Origin of the sequence: Rubrilithobacter danxiaensis, assembly GCF_047272945.1 — a bacterium.
Taxonomy (GTDB): domain Bacteria; phylum Bacteroidota; class Bacteroidia; order Sphingobacteriales; family Sphingobacteriaceae; genus Rubrolithibacter; species Rubrolithibacter danxiaensis.
Genome location: NZ_JBKOPS010000020.1, coordinates 1 through 20,903, shown reverse-complemented (window position 1 = coordinate 20,903; position 20,903 = coordinate 1). Strand labels below are relative to the sequence as shown.

The 20,903-nt window shown below is 38.1% G+C and carries 16 protein-coding genes and 1 tRNA gene; 15 read left to right on the top strand and 2 right to left on the bottom strand.

The annotated features are described in order from the left end of the window. Positions 1-4,182 (bottom strand): Ig-like domain-containing protein (locus ACLCDL_RS17470; protein WP_423149705.1); only part of this gene is annotated, 4,182 nt, incomplete at its 3' end. 594 nt (positions 4,183-4,776) lie between these two features. Between ACLCDL_RS17470 and ACLCDL_RS17465 the strand changes: the two genes are divergently transcribed. From ACLCDL_RS17465 to obgE, 4 genes are all read left to right on the top strand, one after another. Continuing rightward, on the top strand, positions 4,777-5,679 hold the full coding sequence (locus tag ACLCDL_RS17465; protein ID WP_423149704.1) for an SDR family oxidoreductase: 903 nt from the start codon (positions 4,777-4,779) through the stop codon (positions 5,677-5,679). Between the two features lie 124 nt (positions 5,680-5,803). Continuing rightward, positions 5,804-5,877 (top strand) — tRNA-Arg (locus tag ACLCDL_RS17460). Between the two features lie 58 nt (positions 5,878-5,935). Beyond that, on the top strand, positions 5,936-6,508 hold the full coding sequence (locus tag ACLCDL_RS17455; protein WP_423149703.1) for an adenylate kinase: 573 nt from the start codon (positions 5,936-5,938) through the stop codon (positions 6,506-6,508). Positions 6,509-6,639: 131 nt separating this feature from the next. Beyond that, the gene (obgE, locus tag ACLCDL_RS17450; protein WP_423149702.1) at positions 6,640-7,641 is read left to right on the top strand and encodes a GTPase ObgE; all 1,002 of its coding nucleotides are present in this window, start codon (positions 6,640-6,642) and stop codon (positions 7,639-7,641) included. Positions 7,642-8,010: 369 nt separating this feature from the next. Here obgE and ACLCDL_RS17445 read toward each other — a convergent pair whose 3' ends face one another. Then, positions 8,011-8,760 (bottom strand): glycosyltransferase family 2 protein, encoded by a 750-nt coding sequence (locus ACLCDL_RS17445; protein WP_423149701.1) that lies wholly within the window; start codon positions 8,758-8,760, stop codon positions 8,011-8,013. A 343-nt stretch (positions 8,761-9,103) separates the two neighbouring features. On the opposite strand from ACLCDL_RS17445, the gene ACLCDL_RS17440 reads away from it, so the two are divergent. From ACLCDL_RS17440 to ACLCDL_RS17390, 11 genes are all read left to right on the top strand, one after another. Further along, positions 9,104-9,796 carry a polysaccharide biosynthesis/export family protein gene (locus ACLCDL_RS17440; RefSeq protein WP_423149700.1) on the top strand — a complete coding sequence of 231 codons (693 nt, stop codon included), beginning with the start codon at positions 9,104-9,106 and terminating at the stop codon, positions 9,794-9,796. 12 nt (positions 9,797-9,808) lie between these two features. After that, on the top strand, positions 9,809-12,214 hold the full coding sequence (locus ACLCDL_RS17435) for a GumC family protein (protein WP_423149699.1): 2,406 nt from the start codon (positions 9,809-9,811) through the stop codon (positions 12,212-12,214). A gap of 75 nt (positions 12,215-12,289) precedes the next feature. Next, on the top strand, positions 12,290-12,820 hold the full coding sequence (locus tag ACLCDL_RS17430) for a UpxY family transcription antiterminator (RefSeq protein WP_423149698.1): 531 nt from the start codon (positions 12,290-12,292) through the stop codon (positions 12,818-12,820). 84 nt (positions 12,821-12,904) lie between these two features. Beyond that, positions 12,905-13,093 carry a hypothetical protein gene (locus tag ACLCDL_RS17425; protein WP_423149697.1) on the top strand — a complete coding sequence of 63 codons (189 nt, stop codon included), beginning with the start codon at positions 12,905-12,907 and terminating at the stop codon, positions 13,091-13,093. 20 nt (positions 13,094-13,113) lie between these two features. Further along, complete coding sequence (gene asnB / locus ACLCDL_RS17420) at positions 13,114-14,910, top strand: asparagine synthase (glutamine-hydrolyzing) (protein WP_423149696.1); 1,797 nt, start codon at positions 13,114-13,116, stop codon at positions 14,908-14,910. Next, positions 14,900-16,003: a glycosyltransferase family 4 protein gene (locus ACLCDL_RS17415; protein WP_423149695.1), complete on the top strand. Its 1,104-nt coding sequence runs from the start codon at positions 14,900-14,902 to the stop codon at positions 16,001-16,003. The genes asnB and ACLCDL_RS17415 overlap by 11 nt, the downstream gene beginning before the upstream one ends. Beyond that, positions 15,996-16,841, top strand: a complete 846-nt coding sequence (locus ACLCDL_RS17410) for an ABC transporter permease (RefSeq protein ID WP_423149694.1) — start codon at positions 15,996-15,998, stop codon at positions 16,839-16,841. Before ACLCDL_RS17415 ends, ACLCDL_RS17410 begins: the two co-directional genes overlap by 8 nt. 92 nt (positions 16,842-16,933) lie before the next feature. Beyond that, positions 16,934-18,004: an acyltransferase family protein gene (locus tag ACLCDL_RS17405; protein ID WP_423149693.1), complete on the top strand. Its 1,071-nt coding sequence runs from the start codon at positions 16,934-16,936 to the stop codon at positions 18,002-18,004. A gap of 38 nt (positions 18,005-18,042) precedes the next feature. Further along, complete coding sequence (locus ACLCDL_RS17400; protein WP_423149692.1) at positions 18,043-19,329, top strand: ABC transporter ATP-binding protein; 1,287 nt, start codon at positions 18,043-18,045, stop codon at positions 19,327-19,329. Beyond that, positions 19,319-20,158, top strand: coding sequence for an FkbM family methyltransferase (locus tag ACLCDL_RS17395; protein ID WP_423149691.1), 840 nt, complete (start codon positions 19,319-19,321; stop codon positions 20,156-20,158). The genes ACLCDL_RS17400 and ACLCDL_RS17395 overlap by 11 nt, the downstream gene beginning before the upstream one ends. A gap of 116 nt (positions 20,159-20,274) precedes the next feature. Next, complete coding sequence (locus tag ACLCDL_RS17390; RefSeq protein WP_423149690.1) at positions 20,275-20,838, top strand: glycosyltransferase family 2 protein; 564 nt, start codon at positions 20,275-20,277, stop codon at positions 20,836-20,838. Positions 20,839-20,903: the final 65 nt, after the last annotated feature.

Sequence of the window (20,903 nt, the reverse complement as noted above, 5' to 3'; positions counted from 1 at the left end):
AGTGAATTTGCTGCTAAAGTCAGCAGCAGAGAAAGCTACGGTATGATCTTCGTCAGCAGTCTTTGAAACAGGAGCCACAACAGGAATATCATTGACGGGAGCAATGGTAATAGTAACGGTAGCATCTGAGAAAAGGCCTAAACGATCAGTTACTCGATAGGTAAAACTGGTAGTGCCATTCCAATTTAATTGGGGGGTGAATGTGAAGGAGCCGTCGAATGGGTCGAAGGACACTGTTCCCTCAGCAGGTAGCGGATCGCTTACTTTTGAAAGAGTTAATACCTCACAGGTGGTATTATCGTCACTTACCTTACCGCTAATATTGCCTGCAACCGTATTATCTTCAAATCCTGAGTAATTATCATTATCGGCTACAGGGGTAATATTTGCTGGCTCTAATACTTCTATCTCTTCAGTTATTACTTCAGCCGAGCATCCGTCGTTAACTTTTACATAGTATTTTCCGGCAGTTATTTTGTCTAAATCAGCCGGTTCCGGAATTGAAATGCCATTTCTGAACCATTCTTTTGTTATTGGCCCCCGGTCATCGCTAATAATTAATCTTATTATTCCATCATCTCCACCCGGACAAGTTGCATCTGCAGCTTTAATTAATTCGGCCGACATTGATACCAGTTTGTTAATGTAAATCGTTGCAGAAGACGCAGTGCAATTATTCTGATCGCTAACAATAACTTCATATTTTCCAATTGTTAAATTATTTAAATCAGGTGCTGAAGCTAAGGTTATATCATCTTTCTTCCATACTTCAGTATAGTTGGGTATTCCTCCCTGAATGTTTAAAGTTGCCTTTCCGTCATTTCCTCCTTCGCAGGTTACATCTTTTGTTTTAACGAGACTTACTGTAAGTTGGGCAGGTTCTGAAATGATGATAGAGGATGAAGAACTGTTGCAGCCATTATTGTCTGTAACTGAAACTTCATAAGTACCTTTTACTAACTGATTAAGGACTGGTTCATAATCTAAAGCGACACCATCTTTTTTCCAAAATTTAGTATAAGTGGCTGTTCCACCAGTTACAGACAAGATAGCCTCTCCGTCATTTCCTCCGAAACAGCTTACATCTTTTGTTTTTGTAAAAACTATGCTTATGGGATTAGGCTGACTAATTACAAGTGGAGAGGATAAACTTTCAGTGCATCCATTGTTATCTGTTAAAGTGAGCGTATAGGTGCCGGCTGTTAAATTTGTAAGATCAGGCGGAGTACTTAACACCACGTTGTCTTTCTTCCACACAGAAATAAATGGAGTTTGTCCATTCTGAATAGTTAGAGTTGCCTTCCCGTCGTTTCCACCATTGCAGCTGACATCGTTGTCTTTTATGAGTGTTATGAGAATAGGAGCAGGATCTTTAATTTCAACCGCGTCCGAACTTACCCAAATATTACAGTCATCTTTTACATCCACTTTGTAAACCCCTGCATCTACTATGGCTTCATTAGATGCATTTAGGGTTGGAGTGGGAATTGGACCCCCATCTTTATACCATTGTTGCTGAACGCTTCCGTTGGCATATAGTATATTTAAGTTCAGTTTCCCTGAAATACTGCCAGGGCAGATTGCATCCTGCACTTTAGTTAATTGCGGACGTAATGCTACCGCCGAGACGATTATTATTTCAGAAAGATTATGATCGTTGCAGTCATCCCATACTTCAACCTGATAACTGCCCGGTGCTAGTGCGTTCGGATCGGGTGCAGGTAGTATTTCTGCCCCGTTTTCATCCAGCCATTTAACATGTATGGTTCCTACCTCGTTTTCATATGAAAAATTAATTTTGCCGTTTGGAGCACCGGTACAATCGGCATCTTTTACTTTTTCAAAAGTTACTTCTAATGCTGAAGGTTCTATAATTACTACAGAACTCGAAACTTCTGTACCGCAATTTTTATCCTTTACCTTAACTTTATAACTGCCAGCCGGTAAGGCATTAGGATCCGGCGCTGAAATGGGGGTATTACTGCCATCATACCAGGTTACGATTACATCACCAGGAGGGTAATTGTAACTAAAATCTATTTTGCCTGTACTTCCGTTGCAATCTGCATCTTTAATTTTATCAAATACAACCTGAAGAACATCAGGTTCAGTAATAGTAACTATTGCTGTACCTGTACAGCCATTGCCATCAGTAGCGGTTACTTCATATGTTCCGGCAGTCAGATTATTCAGATCGGGAGGAGTTCCTAAAGCTACTGTATTTTTCTTCCAGCTATACGTGTAAGTTCCTGTTCCTCCACTTGTTGATAGGGAAGCTTTTCCGTCAGTTCCTCCAGTACATGTAACATTTTTTGTGTTTGTAAGTGTTACCGTTACAGGGATGACAACTACATTTACATTAAATGTATAGGTGCAGCCATTGGCTGTTACCCGCCGTGCGGTATAGGTTCCGGCAGAAGAAACGGTGGTTAGGGGAGTTGTTAGATCTGCAGGATTGTATAAGGTATAATTTGCAGGTAAACTGAATTCAGACACATCAATCGAACATGCAATTGTATAAGATCTATCCGGATAGGGACTAAGACAAACGGAAGGAATATCAGCCGAAATTTGCAAAGGGCCGCTTATTGCACATTGACCTGCTGCCGGAACCGGGGCGGATTTTAAAGTATAATGATTGGAAGCATTTACATTTCCGTAAAAGTCAAGCATACCAAAGTTTCCAAAAGTTCCGGAAGTACATCTTAGTAAATCACAATCTGTAGTTAGTGTTGCCTCAAAGCGAACTAAAACTGTACTTCCCGCCGCAATAGCGCCCCCTGTAGTTGCATTTGCTCCGGCTCCGAGCCTGAAATTCACCCGGTTTGTTGCAGCAATGTATTCTGCCTGGTCGTTATCAGAAGCGTTGGTATAGCTTTTCCAGGTCGATCCGTTATCATAGCTGACCTGCAGGTTTTTAATATTACTTAATAAAGAAGGCAGATCGTTATATAGTGAGGATTTAGTGCTGATGTCGTTTCCAATATTTTTAAACTGATATAAAAGTTGAATAGTTTCCCCGGGTTTAACAGCGGGTAGCCCGCCAGGAGAAACATTGGTGTAAGTATGAGTAAATGTAAAGTAGGGGTTGTAAACATCAATAGCGGTTGAAACCTCCCCGATTGTATATTTATCAGATGCTGTTCTTAATTTTATATCTGCTGATGTAGCGCTGTTATTCAGATAAACAGCATTTCCGTTTTTATAGTTCTTGGGAAAAATGATACTCGCATCATAGCCTAAAGTATTGGCATGTGCCGGATTTCTGGTTGTTACAACGGTGCCATTGTTTGTAATAGAACTGTTAAAAGTATTGTCATTATCATGAGCATTGTCTGATATTGTTTTACCATTGAATAGCATAACGTCTCCCTGAACCCCGCGGTCGCCTTCATAAGCAATGTATCCAAGCTCAAAACTTACGGTACCGGTAGGAGGCGTCAGAAAACCGGAAATTGGTATTGTAAGATCCGGAGAGTTGCTTGGAATTCCCGCAAACCCATCAAAAACTGTCAGGTTTCTGAAATTCTCTAATTCTTGCTTGTAAACAATTACAATTGTCCAGCCTGCTTCTACATCTGGTACCTCCTCATCAGCTACAACATTCGCCAACGTATATGTTCCGTTTTGAATGCCATTGGCATTTACTATAGAAGTTATGTCTTTGAAATACTGATAGTGAAAGTTCACACTTCCATTGGGGAGCATCAGAAAATCAACATCCGCACTTAAAGATGTGTATGATGTTTGGGAGGGCAACTTTATCTGAACTTTGTTTCTGTCATTATATCTGGGATTCCCACTGCTTACGGCTCCACCCCAGTATAACCCTGCGAAACTTATTTCAGAACAGTTTGGAAGAGCAAGGTCAGCAGAGCTTGAACTGAACGTGGCATTATCTGTGTCAATATCAATGTATTTTCCATTATAACTGTTATTGTTATCGTTTCCTCCTGGCGGATTTTCTCTTACAGCATTATAGGCATTCTTGCTGCTGTTGTTATAATCCTTTGCGGTTAAAATGTTATTTGAAACATATACGATACCTCCTCTCTGTTCAACCTGATAGCGTATTTTAAAGGGTGTGATAATGGTTTGCCCGTTTACATAAGTGTTAATTCCACTTAACAAAAGAGTTATTACCAGAAACTTTAAGAGGTTGAATTTGTAAACTGTTTTCATCTCCGGTAAACTTTATTCAAATGTTGGTTTAACTGAAAAAGTCTGTTAGAAAGCCTTTTTAAAAAGTTTACTCTATTATTTATATATGCAGAAGATAATTGACTGCCACAGATAGTAACCGGGCTTACTACTCCATTTTCTAGTAGAAATTGAATCGATTGATATACCGATATAAATCTTAAATAGGGTAAATATCCTAACATTATTAAATGGCTTTTACAGGCATTATAGTAATTTACTTATTGCTTCTTCAGCAATCAGTTAAAGCCCCAAAAGGAATGTTTTTGATAGAAGATGAAGGTTAGAATAAGATAAGATAGTAAGCTAAACTATTAATTCGAGATGCGTCAGAGAACCAAACAGTTGTTTTGTTTCGGATTTAACTATTTGAAGTTCAATCGTATTTATAGTAGTTCTCTTATAATTATTCATATAGTTTAACGAAATGAAAAAACACTTTTACGGCAAAGTTGATAAAAGGTTTGTATTTAATTCCTTCTAAGTAAAAAAATAATGACAAAGAAAGGTTGCCGTGGTATTGGATAGCAAGATTGTAATAATATAATTTGAATTTCCTCCATTATCTTTGCCCCCATGAAAAGAGTATTGATAACTGGCAGTAACGGTTTATTAGGCCAGAAACTGGTGGATTTGATTTTGGAGACGGGGAGAGCTGAAATTATAGCAACATCTAAGGGAATTAATCGTCATCCGATTAAAACGGGCTATGTGTACGATGAACTTGATATTACCGATATTGATCAGTTAAGAACAGTAGTATCCGGCCACCATCCGGATGTTATTATCAATACCGCTGCGATGACCAATGTGGATGCCTGCGAAAAAAATAAGGAATTATGCTGGCAGCTTAACGTGGACGCAGTAAAATACCTCGCAGAAGTGTGTGAAGAAAAGAATATACATCTGATCCATCTTTCTACAGATTTTATTTTTGATGGAGAGAAGGGGCCATATTCAGAAGAGGATGAACCGAACCCTTTAAGTTATTACGGCAAATCTAAACTGGAAGCTGAAAATATTCTAAAAGCCTCTGCCTGTAAATGGACAATTTTAAGAACCATTATTGTTTATGGAATTGTAAAAGATATGAGCAGGTCCAATATTATTCTGTGGGCAAAATCAGCGCTGGAAAAAGGAGCGCCTATTAATGTGGTGAACGATCAGTGGCGGATGCCCACGCTGGCAGAAGATCTTGCTGAGTGCTGCATGCTGGCTGCAGAAAAAGGCATTGGTGGTGTTTTTAATGCTTCAGGAAAAGATATGATGAGTATTCTGGAAATAGTACAAGCCGTAGCGGATTTCTGGGGGCTTGACAAATCTTTAATCAATCCCATTTCTGCAGAAAGCTTAAACCAGGACGCTAAACGGCCTGTAAAAACCGGTTTTATTCTGGATAAGGCAAGGAAGGAGCTGGGATATCAGCCACATTCATTTAAAGAAGGATTGGAAATAGTTAAACAGCAATTAAACGGGTAAAAAGGCACTATTCGCTTTGCAAAAAGCGAGAAATAAACAATTTTTAAAAATATTTACCGATTATCGAAAGAAAACATATTTTTGCAGTCCCAATTCGGCCCGGAAATAATCGGGTTCAGGGAACGGACTTGTAGCTTAATTGGATAGAGCATCTGACTACGGATCAGAAGGTTAGGGGTTCGACTCCCTTCAAGTCCACAAACAAAAGCCTTTTCGTCCAGTTCGGAAAGGCTTTTTAAATTTAAAATCTATTCTAATGCTTAACCTGGTATTGTTTGGTCCTCCGGGGGCCGGTAAAGGAACGCAATCTCAAAAACTTATTGATAAATATCAGCTCATTCACTTGTCTACAGGCGATATTCTGCGCAGTGAGATATCCAACGGTACAGAATTGGGACTGGAAGCAAAAAAGCTGATGGATGAGGGAGTGCTGGTTCCGGATGAAGTGGTAATCGGCATGATCAGCAATAAGCTGGATGCCAATAAAGAGGCAAAAGGTTTTATTTTTGATGGCTTCCCACGCACAGTAGCACAGGCCGAAGCACTTGACGAATTGCTTACTTCAAAAAATGCGGCTATTTCAGGGATGATCGCGCTGGAAGTTGATAAGGAAGAATTGCACAAGCGCCTTCTTTTACGCGGTAAAGATTCTGGTAGGCCCGATGATCAGGATCCGGAAATCATACGCAAGCGTATCGAGGAATACAATAGCAAAACTGCGCCGGTAGCTAATTATTATAAAGATCAGGAAAAGTACACCCGAATAAACGGTATTGGAAGTATCGACGAAATATTTGCTAATATTTGCGCTGTTGTCGATTCTTATTAAATTCACAAGAAATTGCGAAAGCGGATAGAGACTAGACATCTATCCGCTTTTTTTGTAAAATAAAAAAACTCTTGCTGATAGCTTATGCCTCATAGCTAAGCTTATGCTAAACACTCTAAATAATAATTTCCATGGCCCAGGGCTCTAATTTTGTTGATTATGTGAAGATCTGTTGTCGTTCCGGACATGGTGGGGCTGGTTCTGCACATCTGCATCGTGATAAATTTACTTCAAAAGGAGGTCCTGATGGAGGCGATGGTGGCCGTGGCGGACACGTTATCCTGAAAGGGAACAGCCAAACCTGGACATTACTGCATCTGAAGTATCGTAAACATGTAATTGCAGAGAACGGTTTGCCGGGTGGAAGTGCGTTGAAAACCGGAAAAAATGGAAAGGACGAAATCCTGGAAGTTCCGCTGGGGACAATAGCAAAAGATGCAGAAACAGGAGAAACTCTTTTTGAGATTACCCGCGACGGGCAGGTGGAAATTTTAACCCCTGGTGGCCGTGGAGGCTTAGGCAACTGGCATTTTAAAACGCCTACACTTCAAACACCGCGGTTTTCTCAGCCGGGAGAACCTGGCCGGGAAGAATGGATGATACTTGAACTGAAAGTGCTTGCGGATGTTGGGCTTGTAGGTTTCCCAAATGCCGGAAAATCAACTCTTCTTTCAGTTATGTCGGCAGCTAAACCAGAAATTGCCGATTATCCTTTTACCACAATTGTTCCTAATCTTGGTATAGTTTCCTATCGGGGAAATAAATCTTTTGTTATGGCCGATATTCCCGGAATTATCGAAGGCGCTTCACAGGGAAAAGGCTTAGGATTCCGTTTTTTACGTCATATCGAACGGAACTCGGTACTATTATTTATTATTCCGGCTGACACTTCAAGAAGTATTAAAGAGGAGTACAAGATTTTATTGAACGAACTGGAGCAGTACAATGCGGAGCTGATGCACAAGCCGCGTTTGCTTGCCATCACAAAATCCGATATGCTGGATGATGAGCTTCAGAAAGAAATGAGCCAGGATCTTCCCGAAACTCCTTTTATTTTTATTTCATCCGTCGCCCAAAAAGGACTGATAGAATTAAAGGATATGCTTTGGGAGGCTATAAATAAGGGAATTTAGGTTGAACTTGATAAATCCGTCATTCCAACGAGTGAGTGAGGAGGAATCCGGGAATTTATTACATAAAAATCACCACATTGTATTGAATCGTTACTTGCTTCAACGTTTGAGATTTCTCTCCGCTCTTCCTTCACTTAGGCATTCGTTCGAAATGACTGAGTGTTTGTACGTTTGAATGAACATAAAGTCGTCACTCCGGCTACAGAAGGAATCTCGAAGTTTCCCTGCGGTCGAAATGACAATCACTTTCATCTTTTTAACAAATGAGTTAGGAAGAATCTCGAAGTCTATAATAGAAACATAACGAAGTCGTATTGATGATTTCTGTTCGATGTAAGAGATTTCTCCCTACAGTCGAAATAATGAACACTACAATCCCAAAAATTGCGGTATTTTCCTTACCGGTTTTAAAAAAGCGGCAAGTAAGGGAAACACTATTCCATTCGCTTTCATTGCCGAAAGGTCTGCTTTACTGGCTTTTAGTCGATTTTTAAGCGATTGATTGCTTACACCTCCGCTTCTCATTTTTACAATCACTTCCGGCAGATAGGCTGTTTTTGCATGGTGTTTATGTATAAAACGTATCATAAGTTCGTAATCCGCGGCACTTCCATAGTTCAGCTTATAATTTCCAAACTTTTCAAAAAGTGTCCTGCGTGCATAAAAAGTAGGATGTGCAGGCATCCATCCCCATTGAAAAAGTCCCTGACTGTAGTTTTTAGACTTCCACTTTCTGGTAATCTTATCGGTATCTGCCCGGTCTGTATATAAAAGATCTCCATACACTACATCAGCGTTACCCGACAAAAATTTTGCTGCAATTTTAGACACTATTTCCGCATCAGGAAAGAAATCGTCAGCATTCAGAATCCCTATAACTTCGCCGCTGGCAAGTTCAATGCCTTTATTCATCGCATCGTATATTCCATTATCTTTTTCGGAAATAAAATGATGAATATTTTGCCTGTACTTTTGAATGATATCGACCGTATGGTCTGTTGAAGCACCGTCAATAATAATATATTCTATATCGTGGTACGACTGGTTTAAAATAGAGGCTATGCAGCTTTCTATAAAATCTTCTGCATTGCGGGCGACTGTAACAATTGATATCTTCAAAATGTTTTAATAAATGTTAAAAATCTTAAAAAAATTTTACTTTTGGGATTAGAGACCAATTTTTAATTAACGCTTCATTTTTTTACTTATATGCTGCTTCGTTTTTTTCAACTTTCTTCTTATTTAAATACTTCATCTTCCTGTTATTTCCTTACAGTTATGCTTTTTCACAATTCCGAAACCCTGTATTTCTTTTCTCGTACAAGCGTACAATTTACTTATAAAAACAATGAGGTTAAGTTTAGGGGTCAGGTTTTCTGATTTTGCTTTAATACTGTTTTTGTTCATCTTTTCTTCCTGTTCAAAACAGCCAAGGAACGTTTTGTTTCAGACATTGAAAAAAATGCCTGATACCGTGAAGACTACGTACGTAGTTCAGGGGACTTCTTCAGAAAGTAATACACTTCAGGTAATTAAGGCAGGTGATTTGCTAAACATCCGCAACCTTCAGAACAAAAATTTAATAGCAGGAGAAATTGTTGGTAGTACAAGTTCTTCGTCAATGATGCAGGCAAACGTTCAGCCTTATCTTGTAGAAGATGATGGAACGGTCTCCCTTCCTGTTCTAGGGCGAATGAAACTTGCCGGAATGACACGGCTGGAAGCACAGAAGTTTCTTGAAAAGGAATATAAGAAAACACTTTTGGTTGATCCTATCATTACGCTGAGCATTGTGAATCTGAAAGTGACCGTACTTGGAGAATTTGGCAGCCAGGGAAATTATTTACTTACGAAGGATCAGACTAACCTGGTAGAAATAATAGGTGAAGCGGGTGGATTAAGCACCAAGGCTGACAAAAGACACCTAAAGATTATCCGTGGAGACCTGAAAAACCCGGAAGTGATTCTGGTGAATCTGGAAAATGTAAACACCCTTTCAGATCCTCGCTTAATTTTAAGGAATAACGACATCGTGTATGCAGCTCCCCGCGGAGTCTTTCGCTCTCAGGAAAATCTGAATCTTGCAAATACCTTTTTGCAGGGAGGATTGGTGATATTAAATACGTTTCTGCTTGTCTATAATCTAAGTAAATAAGGGCCGGAAAAGATGGAGAATCAGGTAAGCATAAAAGAAGCCGTAATTCCTACCCAGGAAATTGATTTTGGCAAAATGCTTAAAATTATCCGGAGCCGCTGGTACTGGATTGTTGCTACTGTCATTGTTGCCCTTGGTATTGCCTGGTTGTATCTTTGGTACACTCCAAAAGTTTATTCTACTTCCGCCAATATTAAAATCGAAAATAAAAACCAGCTTAACAGTGTGGTAGGACTTGGAAATGGGGTTGAATATGAAAATAAGATCCAGTCGGAAAGCTGGGTATTTAAAAGCCGCCAGGTAGTTCTTAATGCGCTGAATCACATTGACTGGCAGGTAAGCTATTATTTGGAGGGGAAAGTACGGACTACAGAGCTTTATCCCAATAAACCTTTTTCTGTTGAGATTTTAAAACAGGACACTGCTTTTTATACAGGTTTGATCCGTTTTGAACCCATAAATGATCGCCAGTATAAAATTACCTTTCCTGTAGGTGAAGAACAGCTTGATAAGACCCTGAATTATGGAGCAACTGTGAAGCTTCCCGGTATTGAGTTCTTTATAAAAAAGCCTGAATCGATAAATAGGAGTTCTGTTTATAATTTTAAGTTCAATACACGTGATAGCTGGTATAACCGTATGGTGGGCGGATTTGCTATAGAAGAATCTGCAAAGTTATCTTCGGTGGCCAACCTGGTAAAATCTGATCAGAATGCTGATTTTGCAGCTAATGCTTTAAATGCCATTATTAAGGAGTATTTGGCGGAAGACCTTCAGAATAAGACAAAATCAGCTTCCCAGATCATTGATTTTATTGATACACAACTCGATTTTTTGCAGGGTAAAGTTAACAGTACCGGTAAAGCGCTCGAAGATTATAAGCAGAGCGAACAGTTGTTCGATATAGGAAGTTCGGCATCACAGGTTTTAAGTAAGCTAAATACACTGGAGGCCCAAAAATCACTTCTCAAAATTCAATTACTGGCTATCGAACAGCTGGAAGAGCAGATTTTGAAAGATAAGGATAATGTGAACCTGAATTTTAACCTGGAAGGAAATATTGATCCCCTGTTAAGTAACCTCATTTCGCAGTTAAATACACTTTTATTACAGCGCAAACAATTACAATCCACTTACACAGCTGATTCAAGGCCTGTTAATGAGGTGCAATCCCAGATAGCTGAAATTCGGCGGGCGGCATTTGAAAACATCAAAGCAACAAAGAACCGCATAATTAAAAGTATTCAATATTACGATCAGCAGCTAAACCAGCAAAATACCGCCCTGGGCACACTGCCAACGAAGGAGCGACAATTGTTCAATCTGAGCAGGGATTATCAGGTGAATGAGAAGATCTATAATTTATTACTGGAGAAAAAGCTGGAAGCGCAGATAAATAAAGCATCCATTATTTCGGGTGCTACACTAATTGATGCGGCTATTCCCAATCGCCAGCCAATCTCTCCGGGTTCTGCTGCTATCTGGCGTTCGGCTTTTATTTTAGGCATTCTTGGGGGAATCGGCTTGATCTTTCTTGCCCGCTCCATGAATCCATACATCTACGATAAGGAAACGGTAGAAAGCCTGACAACCATTCCGATTCTGGGAATCATCAGGAGGTATGAAGAGAAAACAAAAGACGAGAATATCAAGATCCTTGCTGTTCAAAAACCTAAGTCTATTTTCGCCGAATCTGTCCGTTCTGTGAGGACCAACCTCAGCTTCCTGGCCAATGAAGTAAAAAGTAAGGTGATTTGCATCACTTCCGAGATCTCCGGTGAGGGAAAATCATTTGTAGCGGCAAACCTGGCGGGAACAATGGCGCTTATCGATAAAAAGGTACTGTTAATCGCCGCGGATTTGAGAAGATCGAAACTGCATAAAACCTTTAAGATTAAAAATGACAAAGGTCTCAGTTCATATCTTTCAAATCAGGCCGAACTGGAAGAAATACTCTTTCACACCGGTCATGAGAATCTGGATTTTATAACTTCAGGCCCTGTTCCTCCAAACCCTTCGGAATTATTGTACAGCGCCCGGTTCAATAACTTATTAGAGAAGTTAAAAGCAGATTATGACATTATAATTATCGATACTGCACCTGTAGGGTTGGTTTCTGATGCAGTTCCGATTATCCGCATGAGCGATATCAACGTTTTTGTGATTCGGGCAGGGGTATCTAAGTTGAGTGCCGCAAGCGTTCCTAAGCGTATAGACAGTGAATATCAGGTAAATAATACAGTAATTGTTTTCAATGCCTTTTATGAAGAATATTTATACTCCCGCTATTATAGCGCAAGCTATCCTGGAGGTTATAAAGGCGCTTACTATTACTCGGATTACTCCGGAAATAATAACAACGGATATTATACAGAAGACATTAAAAAAGAGTGGTGGAAATTCTGGAAAAGGGGATAGTTGTGTCATACTGAGCTTGTCGAAGTATGACAGGTTTTTTAGAAGCACGTTGGAAACAGCAAGATAGGTACGAAGATGAAGAGTACGGAAAAATATCAATGGTATCCGGTCTGCACCAATCCCAGGGCGGAGAAGAAAGCTTTTGCTTCTCTCCAGCAAAAAGGAATTGAAGCGTATCTGCCGCTCCAACGTCAGTTAAAGCAATGGAGCGATCGTAAAAAATGGGTGGAGGAGCCGCTGATAAAATCGTATTTGTTTGTGAAGATTTGTGCGGCAGAACATACAACGGTACTGATGACTTCCGGGATCTGCCGTTTCATCTACTTCTCCGGTAAAATAGCATCTATGCCCGAAAGGCAAATCGAAAATATAAAATTATTGCTGGCAAATGAGTCGGACCTCGAGCTGAGCATGCGGGAGTTTAAACAAGGCGAACAGGTGATGGTTAAAGCAGGCCCTTTACAGGGACTTCGCGGTGAACTGGTCACGGTTCAATCGCAGAAAAAACTGCTGGTTCGAATAGAGCATATCGGGCAATCCCTGCTGGTGCAGGTGCCGGCAGCATTTATAGAACCGATAGATATCTCGATAGCTCTTGCTTTATAGGAGAGAGCTTAAGAACTGAGTATTAAGAAATAAATATAAATTCTCACGCTTTCACTTTGAATAAACAAAGTGAAACGCGAGAAGATGAGAAATACATATAAGCTGGAAATTAAGTTCCATACAACTTATAACCTGCAAGTACAAACTGAAAAAATAGCAGTCGCAAAAACAGAACCTGTGACTGACGCGGCGAAGCCATGTATAACAAACAAAATTGATATTAATAGTTCTGCTATCGGAGTCATCAGGAGTGGAGTTGAAGGATGTTTTTAATTTAATTTCTTTTTAATTCAATGTGTCGTATTGCTGGAATAGTATCAAAAACTAAACAAGCCGATACTTTATATCAGCGGGTTAAGATGATGTGTGATCGGATGCAACATGGCGGTCCTGATGATGAAGGGATTTATTTAAATCCGGGTCTAGGAGTTTGTCTTGGACATAGAAGATTATCTTTATTGGATTTGAGTAATGCAGGGCATCAGCCTATGTCAGAATCAGATGAACAGCTTTGGCTTAGCTATAATGGAGAGATTTATAATTTTAAAGAATTACAGAAAGAATTAGAAAGCTTTGGCCATATTTTTAAAACCCGAACTGATACTGAAGTTATCCTTAAGGCCTATTTACAATGGGGAACAGAAGCATTTAGTCGATTTAATGGAATGTTTGCCTTTTCCTTAATGGATTTAAAAGTTGGAAAAGTTTACCTTGTAAGAGATGCGGCCGGAATTAAACCTTTATATTACAGTTGTTCAGATAGGGAATTGATTTTCGCTTCCGAAGTAAAAGCATTTAAGCAAAGAAATTCTTCATGGAGATCTAATCCAGATTGGAGACTTCTTCTGCTTGCTTTCGGACATATTCCAGAGCCTTATACTACTTTAGAAAACGTTTTTTCCTTGCAAAAAGGCCATTTTTTGAGTTATAATCTTTCAGATAGCTCCTATACTATAAATTCTTATCGAAAACTTGGTTTTACCCTCGCAAGTATTTTATCAAAAGAAGAAGCAATACGCACAATTCGCGAAAAATTACAATCAGCAGTAGAAAGGCACTTGATAGCAGATGCACCTATAGGACTTTTCCTTAGTGGGGGTATAGATTCCAGTTTACTGACCATAATGGCTGCAAAAGACCTTAAAAAGCAATTGCATACATTGTCTATAACGTTTACAGAGGATAACTATTCTGAGAAAGTGTATCAGCAGACTGTAGTTGATCAGGTGAAATGTCAGCATCAGTTTTATCAGGTTTCAGCCAAAGATCTGGAGGATAACTTTAACGATATTTTATCAGGCTATGATCAGCCTAGTAATGATGGTGTTAATTCATGGTTCATTTCTAAATGTGCTAAAGAAAATGGCCTCAAAGCCGTATTGTCGGGTATTGGGAGTGATGAAGTTTTTGGTGGTTATCCCTCATTTAACAGGATGTCTTCTCTTTTAAAATTGAGAAATTTTTCCAAAGTAACAGGATTAATAACTCCTTATATCCGTGATAGTCGTTTTCAGCGATTAGAATGGCTTAAAGTAAATGGTACAACCGGGCTATATCTGGCACTACGAGGGTTTTATACTGCTTCGGAAATAGGCAATATTACAGGGCAGAGTTCAAAAGAGATAATAACCAGGATAACTTCTCTTTCTTTTCAACCTATAGCTGAAGATATAAAAAAAAACGAAATGGCTTGCTGGCTGGAGTTTAACGGATATATGCAGAATCAGCTTTTAAAAGATTCAGATTCTATGAGCATGCAGCATGGCCTGGAATTACGGGTGCCATTTTTGGACCAGGAATTTCTGGAAGCAGTTTTTAGCCTGAATACCTCCCTGTTATATCAGCATGGGAAACTTCCCAAGCAGTTGCTGATAGATTCTTTCAACGACATTTTACCTGAAATTATATGGAATCGTAAAAAAATGGGATTTAGTTTCCCCTTTCAGCATTGGCTGGGAAATATGAAGTCGGTAAGAGAAAGTCTGACAAAGGAAAAAGCAGGAGCCGATGTTTTAAAATCCTTTGATAAAGGGAAGCTTCATTGGTCTAAATTATGGGCCTATTACCTGATGCAAAATTTTGAGGCCTGAAAGGAAAAATACGTTGCTTTTAAACCTCAATGCCTTTTCGCAAACAGGAGGTATCGAAAAAGTAAGCAGGGTGCTTGCGAAAGCTTTTTATGAAATGAGCAGTTCGCAGAGCTGCAAGTTCCGTAATTTAAGTGTTTATGATTCACTGTCTGATTTAGGATATTGTCCTCAGGATGTTTATCGCGGTTTTTCCGGAAGAAGGTTTAAATTTATTTTAAATGCGGTAAAGGAAGGCAGGAAAGCCGATCGGCTGGTGCTTACTCACATTAATCTTGCCTTGGTTGCACTAATTGTTAAACTCGTAAATCCTCGAATAAAGATATTTCTTTTTGCTCATGGGATCGAAGTATGGAGGGGCCTTAGTATATGGAAGAAATTCTTGCTAAAAAAGGCAACCCGGATTTTTGCGGTATCTGATTATACCAGTGGAAGGGTTTTAGCAGTATATCCCCACTTGAAAACTAAATTAAGAGTTTTAAATAATTGTATAGATCCCCTTTTTAATCCTCCTTGTGAGTTTAAAAAGCCGGTTCGACTGCTGGAAAAGTATAAAATTAACGACGAAAAGGTAATCCTGACACTCTGCCGTTTATCCTATCTTGAACAATATAAAGGGTATGAAAAGGTAATTAAAGCTTTGGCAGGATTGAAAAATCCTGAATTTAAATATTTATTAATGGGCAGCTATGATGAGAAGGAAAAAGCAAGAATTCATATGCTCATTGAACAATATGAGCTTGAGGGGAAAGTGGTTCTTACGGGCTTTATTTCAGACACCGAACTGATTGACCACTATGTATTAGGCGACCTTTTTATTATGCCATCTAAAGAGGAAGGATTTGGACTTGTTTTTATTGAAGCGGCTGCGTGTGGACTTCCTTTAATAGCAGGAAATCAGGATGGAAGCACAGATGCTTTACTGAATGGCAATTTAGGAATTCTTGTCAATCCTGCTTCTTCGGCAGAGATTAAAGCGGCCATTCTGCACAGTGTTTATAAAAGCGAAAATAAACAAGCGCAACAGAAAAAGGCTCTGGGAGGATTTAATTACAAGGATTACGTATATAAGCTGAATAATTTGTTAGATGAGTAAGAACGATTTTCACTGGACAATTGAACCTCAGAATTCACTATTGGATCTGAAACTTAAAGATACATGGGAGTATCGGGATTTACTAATGTTACTGGTGCGAAGAGATTTTGTGTCTTTTTACAAACAGACTATTTTGGGTCCATTATGGTTTTTTATTCAACCCTTTTTCACTACCGTTATTTTTACTTTTATTTTTGGTAACCTTGCGGGGATATCGACTGACGGCTTACCGAAACCGCTCTTTTATTTGGCAGGCATTACCGCCTGGAATTACTTTGCAGACTGTCTCACAAAAACATCGACTGTATTTAAAGACAATGCAAACATTTTCGGAAAAGTGTACTTCCCCCGCTTAATTATGCCATTAAGTATAGTAATCTCTAATCTGGTGAGGTTTGGAGTTCAGTTGGCATTATTTTTTGCAGTAATGTTGTATTATGGTTTTAACGGTGCCCAGTTTACTCCCAATGCTTTGATAATCCTGTTTCCAGTTTTAATAATTCTGATGGCGGCCCTTGGATTAGGCACGGGAATGATCATTTCAGCTATGACCACAAAATATCGAGACTTAGCTTTTTTAGTGACCTTTGGGGTACAATTACTAATGTATGCAACTACCGTAATTTACCCCCTGTCTGCTGCTCCCGAACAATACAAATGGATAATAGAATTAAATCCGATGACTGCAATTATTGAAACCTTCAGGCATGGATTTTTAGGAGAAGGAAGCTTTTCCTGGCGTTCACTAGCGTATTCGACTTTAATTACAATCATCTTATTGCTTGCGGGTATAGTGATTTTTAATAAGGTAGAGAAGAACTTTGTTGATACCGTTTAGAAGTGATAACACAACCACTTGATATGTTATTAAGAAGGCAAATTAAATTATACGAGGATTTCAATAGTAAACCTTATAGCTTGCATTCCTATTTGAATGACAGAGTAATTCCATCTCTTAATGGTTTTCGTGCAATTGCTATCCTAATAGTAGTCGTGGCTCATCTCAATAGAATGGACAACATTCCAGATAGCCTAAGAAGTTTTATTACTTTTTATTTTCATGATGGCAAGATGGGCGTAAGGATTTTTTTTGTATTGAGTGGCTTTTTGATAACAACACTATTGATAAAAGAGCAGTTTTTAAAGCAAAAGATATCACTTAGAAATTTCTATGTAAGAAGGTCTCTGCGAATTATCCCCGCATTATTTATTTTTTTATTATTTACCTATTTTTTTTCGATATATTATAAAATACCGATAACAGGAACAGCATTTCTTAGTGCCTTCCTGTACTTAACTAATTTTCAATTTTTTGCTGTTCCCTCAATTTTAACCCATACCTGGAGTTTGGCAGTTGAAGAACAATACTATTTAATCTGGCCTGTTCTGTTTAAAAAGTTCAATCGGATCCTTATTCCTCTAACATTAACTATTATTTGTTTTACGCCCTTTATTAGTGTTTTGGCCTATATCTATCCGGCTTATAAAAATTACCTCTTGGCTCCGTTCTGGGGAAATGCAAATGCAATATTCATAGGTTCTATTTTTGCAATATTGGGAGCTAAAAATATTCTTACTTATAATCTTATTCAAGCAAATATTAAATGGATTATTCCCGTTTGCATCATCGTTTTTTGGATAATTGAACATTTTATGTATAATGGAATGTATGGAAAGCTCTTATTGCCAGTTGGTCCGACTTTGGGCTCAGCGGCAATGGCCTTATTGATTTTTATTGGTGCTCATAACGTTGGAAATGGATTTAAATTTCTCAATAATGCTATTATAGATTATATAGCTAAAATCTCATATAGCATATACCTATGGCAACAGATTTTTACACAGGGGCATTATAACTTACCCACCAATTTATTTCCCTACAATCTGATCTTTATAATGCTGTTCTCTATGTTATCTTATTACTTGGTTGAGAGGTTTTTTTTGAAAGTAAAATCAAGATACTCAATTAAACAAAAGACGGTATCGGTGGTAGAAGGATAACTGATAAGGACTCTGATATACGTGATATAAGACATTCAATGGGAAACAGTTTAACAATGGGAAACAGTTTAACAATGGGTAACATTGCTATAAAAGTAGAAAATCTTTCGAAAGCGTATCAATTAGGGGAAATCGGCACTGGTACAATTTCTAGGGACCTCGAACGATGGATAGCGAAAGTACGGGGAAAAGAAGATCCTTTCTTAAAAATTGGCCAAACAAACGATCGAACCGTGAAAGGAAGCAGTGACATTGTTTGGAGTTTGAAGGATATCAATTTTGAAATTGAGCAGGGAGACGCTGTAGGTATTATTGGAAGAAACGGTGCGGGCAAAAGCACTTTGCTGAAAATATTAAGCCGGGTGACTTCTCCAACTACAGGCAACGTAAAGGGCAAAGGACGTATAGCTAGTTTACTGGAAGTGGGTACAGGTTTCCATCCCGAATTGACCGGGCGAGAGAATATTTATCTGAATGGCGCTATACTTGGGATGCGTAAAAAAGAGATCAAGCGGAAGTTTGATGAGATTGTTGATTTTGCAGGAGTTGAACGCTATGTAGATACACCCGTAAAACGATACTCATCGGGAATGTACGTGCGTTTGGCTTTCGCAGTTGCAGCACATTTGGATTCAGAAATACTAATTGTAGATGAAGTGCTGGCAGTGGGGGATGCAGAGTTTCAGAAGAAGTGTTTAGGGAAGATGGGTGAGGTAAGTAAGGGAGAGGGAAGGACGGTGTTGTTCGTGAGCCATAACATGGGAAGTGTGCAGAGATTATGCAATAAAAGTATCCTTCTCCAAAATGGAAGTATCATTGCTGAAAGTGACACTTCGAGTATTATCTTACAGTATCAAAATTCGCAAAAAAACACTTTAAAAGATATTGTTAGTATAGATAGTAATTATACCGTTTTAGGAATTAATTTTTCACCTTATCTTATATATAGTTTAAGTGACTGTAAGTTATCCTTAACCATTAGGAGTGAGAGTTCTCGAAAGATAAAAAATATTGTTCCTCTGATTTATAATCAATTTAGCCAACGAGTTGCAATAGTCGATTTAAGAAATCAATTAGATCCTAATTTTAAAATTTCAGCGAATAAATCAATTCATATAGATATTAATTTCAAAGCTATACCCTTAATAGAAGGAGATTACAGTATAGGTTTGTTTATTGATGATGAAATATGTCGTAGAAATTATTTGGACTTATTCCAGTTTACAATCTTGCCGTCAAAAATGCTTCGGGAAGATACTTCGTATGATCCTTCAGTAAGGGGGATAGTTAATCTTACTTATACAATAAATACAAATGTTGACTAGTTTTAAAAGAATTATTAAGAAAAGGGTTTGTAAATGGTATTGGAATTTTAATGAATGCTTTCAATATTTCGGTGAAAAAGTATATTTTCCTAAAAATAGTATAATTTTTAAACGGGCAATTGAAGAAGGTGTTTATGAACGAGTGAACTTAAAAATTATTAAGTCGATTATAATGCCAAATTCAACAATTTTTGATGTTGGAGCAAATATAGGCTTAATGGCAATTCCATTACTTAATTTTGATGAATCAGTTAAGGTAGTATCAATAGAAGCTTCCCCAAATACCGCTCCATATCTAAAAAAAACACAATTTTATTCTTCCTTTCAACATCGTTGGACTATTGTCGATAAAGCGGTTTCTGATAGGGCTGGATCGGTGCAGTTTCATCTGACAGATTTAGCAAATGGTGCATATGAAAGTATGCAAGATACTAAGCGTGTAAGCTTCTATAAAAATATTGAGATTGTTTGTACGACAATTGATGATATTTGGGAGTCTTTACAAAGGCCGGAAGTATCATTTATAAAAATTGATATAGAAGGTGCGGATTTGCTAGCGCTTAGAGGAGGAATTTCTTGTATAAAAGAATTTAGTCCTGCAATATTAATGGAATGGAATTCCGTTAATATTAAGCCATTCGGTTTTAGAAGTTCTGATCTTATAGATTTTGCAAAAGAGTTCGAATATGAAATTTTTGCTCTACCTGGATTTAGTAAAATTGATTCGATAACCGATTTAAATTTATTGAGTAAGGTAACAGAAAATTTCTTATTGTTCCCAAAAAATCAAAATGAGTGTAAGCGGGAGCAAGGGAAAAGAGCGTTTTGACCAATTAAACCTGTTTCTATAACTTACAATTAATTTTTTGAAGTGAGTCTTACGACTAAAAAGATGGAAAATAAATATTAATTAACCCATGATACTTATATGGTAAGAATTTAATAATGATTAAAATAAGTATAATAACGGTTACTTATAATAACTCTTCAGGTTTAAAAAAAACGATAGATTCAGTTCTAAACCAGACCTACCACCTAATCGAATTTATTATTATAGACGGGGGCAGTACGGATGACTCTGTGCAAGTTATTAGATCGGTAGAAGATAAACTGACATACTGGGCTTCTGAAGCTGATAATGGCATTTATCATGCAATGAATAAAGGATGGAAAATTGCAACAGGAGATTATTGTTTTTTCTTAAATTCTGGTGATACCCTATATAATAATAAAAGCATTGATGAGGTAACCAACGGAATTTTGAAATGTCCTAATTTTGCGATCTATTATTGTAACTTACAATTATTCTATCCTTTAATTGCAACTTTTAAGCTAAAAACTTATCCAGAGCATATTCATCTTAATTTCTTTTCTACTTCTACGATTTGTCATCAGGCCGTTTTCATATCCAGATTTTGTCTATTGGAACTGAATGGTTATTTAGAGAATTATACAATAATTTCAGATTGGATTTTTTTTATAACTGCTTGGTTGCAAGGCTTCACCTGAAATAGACTTTTTACGTTTTCATAATAAATTGCCTTTATTAGGGGTATGTTATGGAGCGCAATACC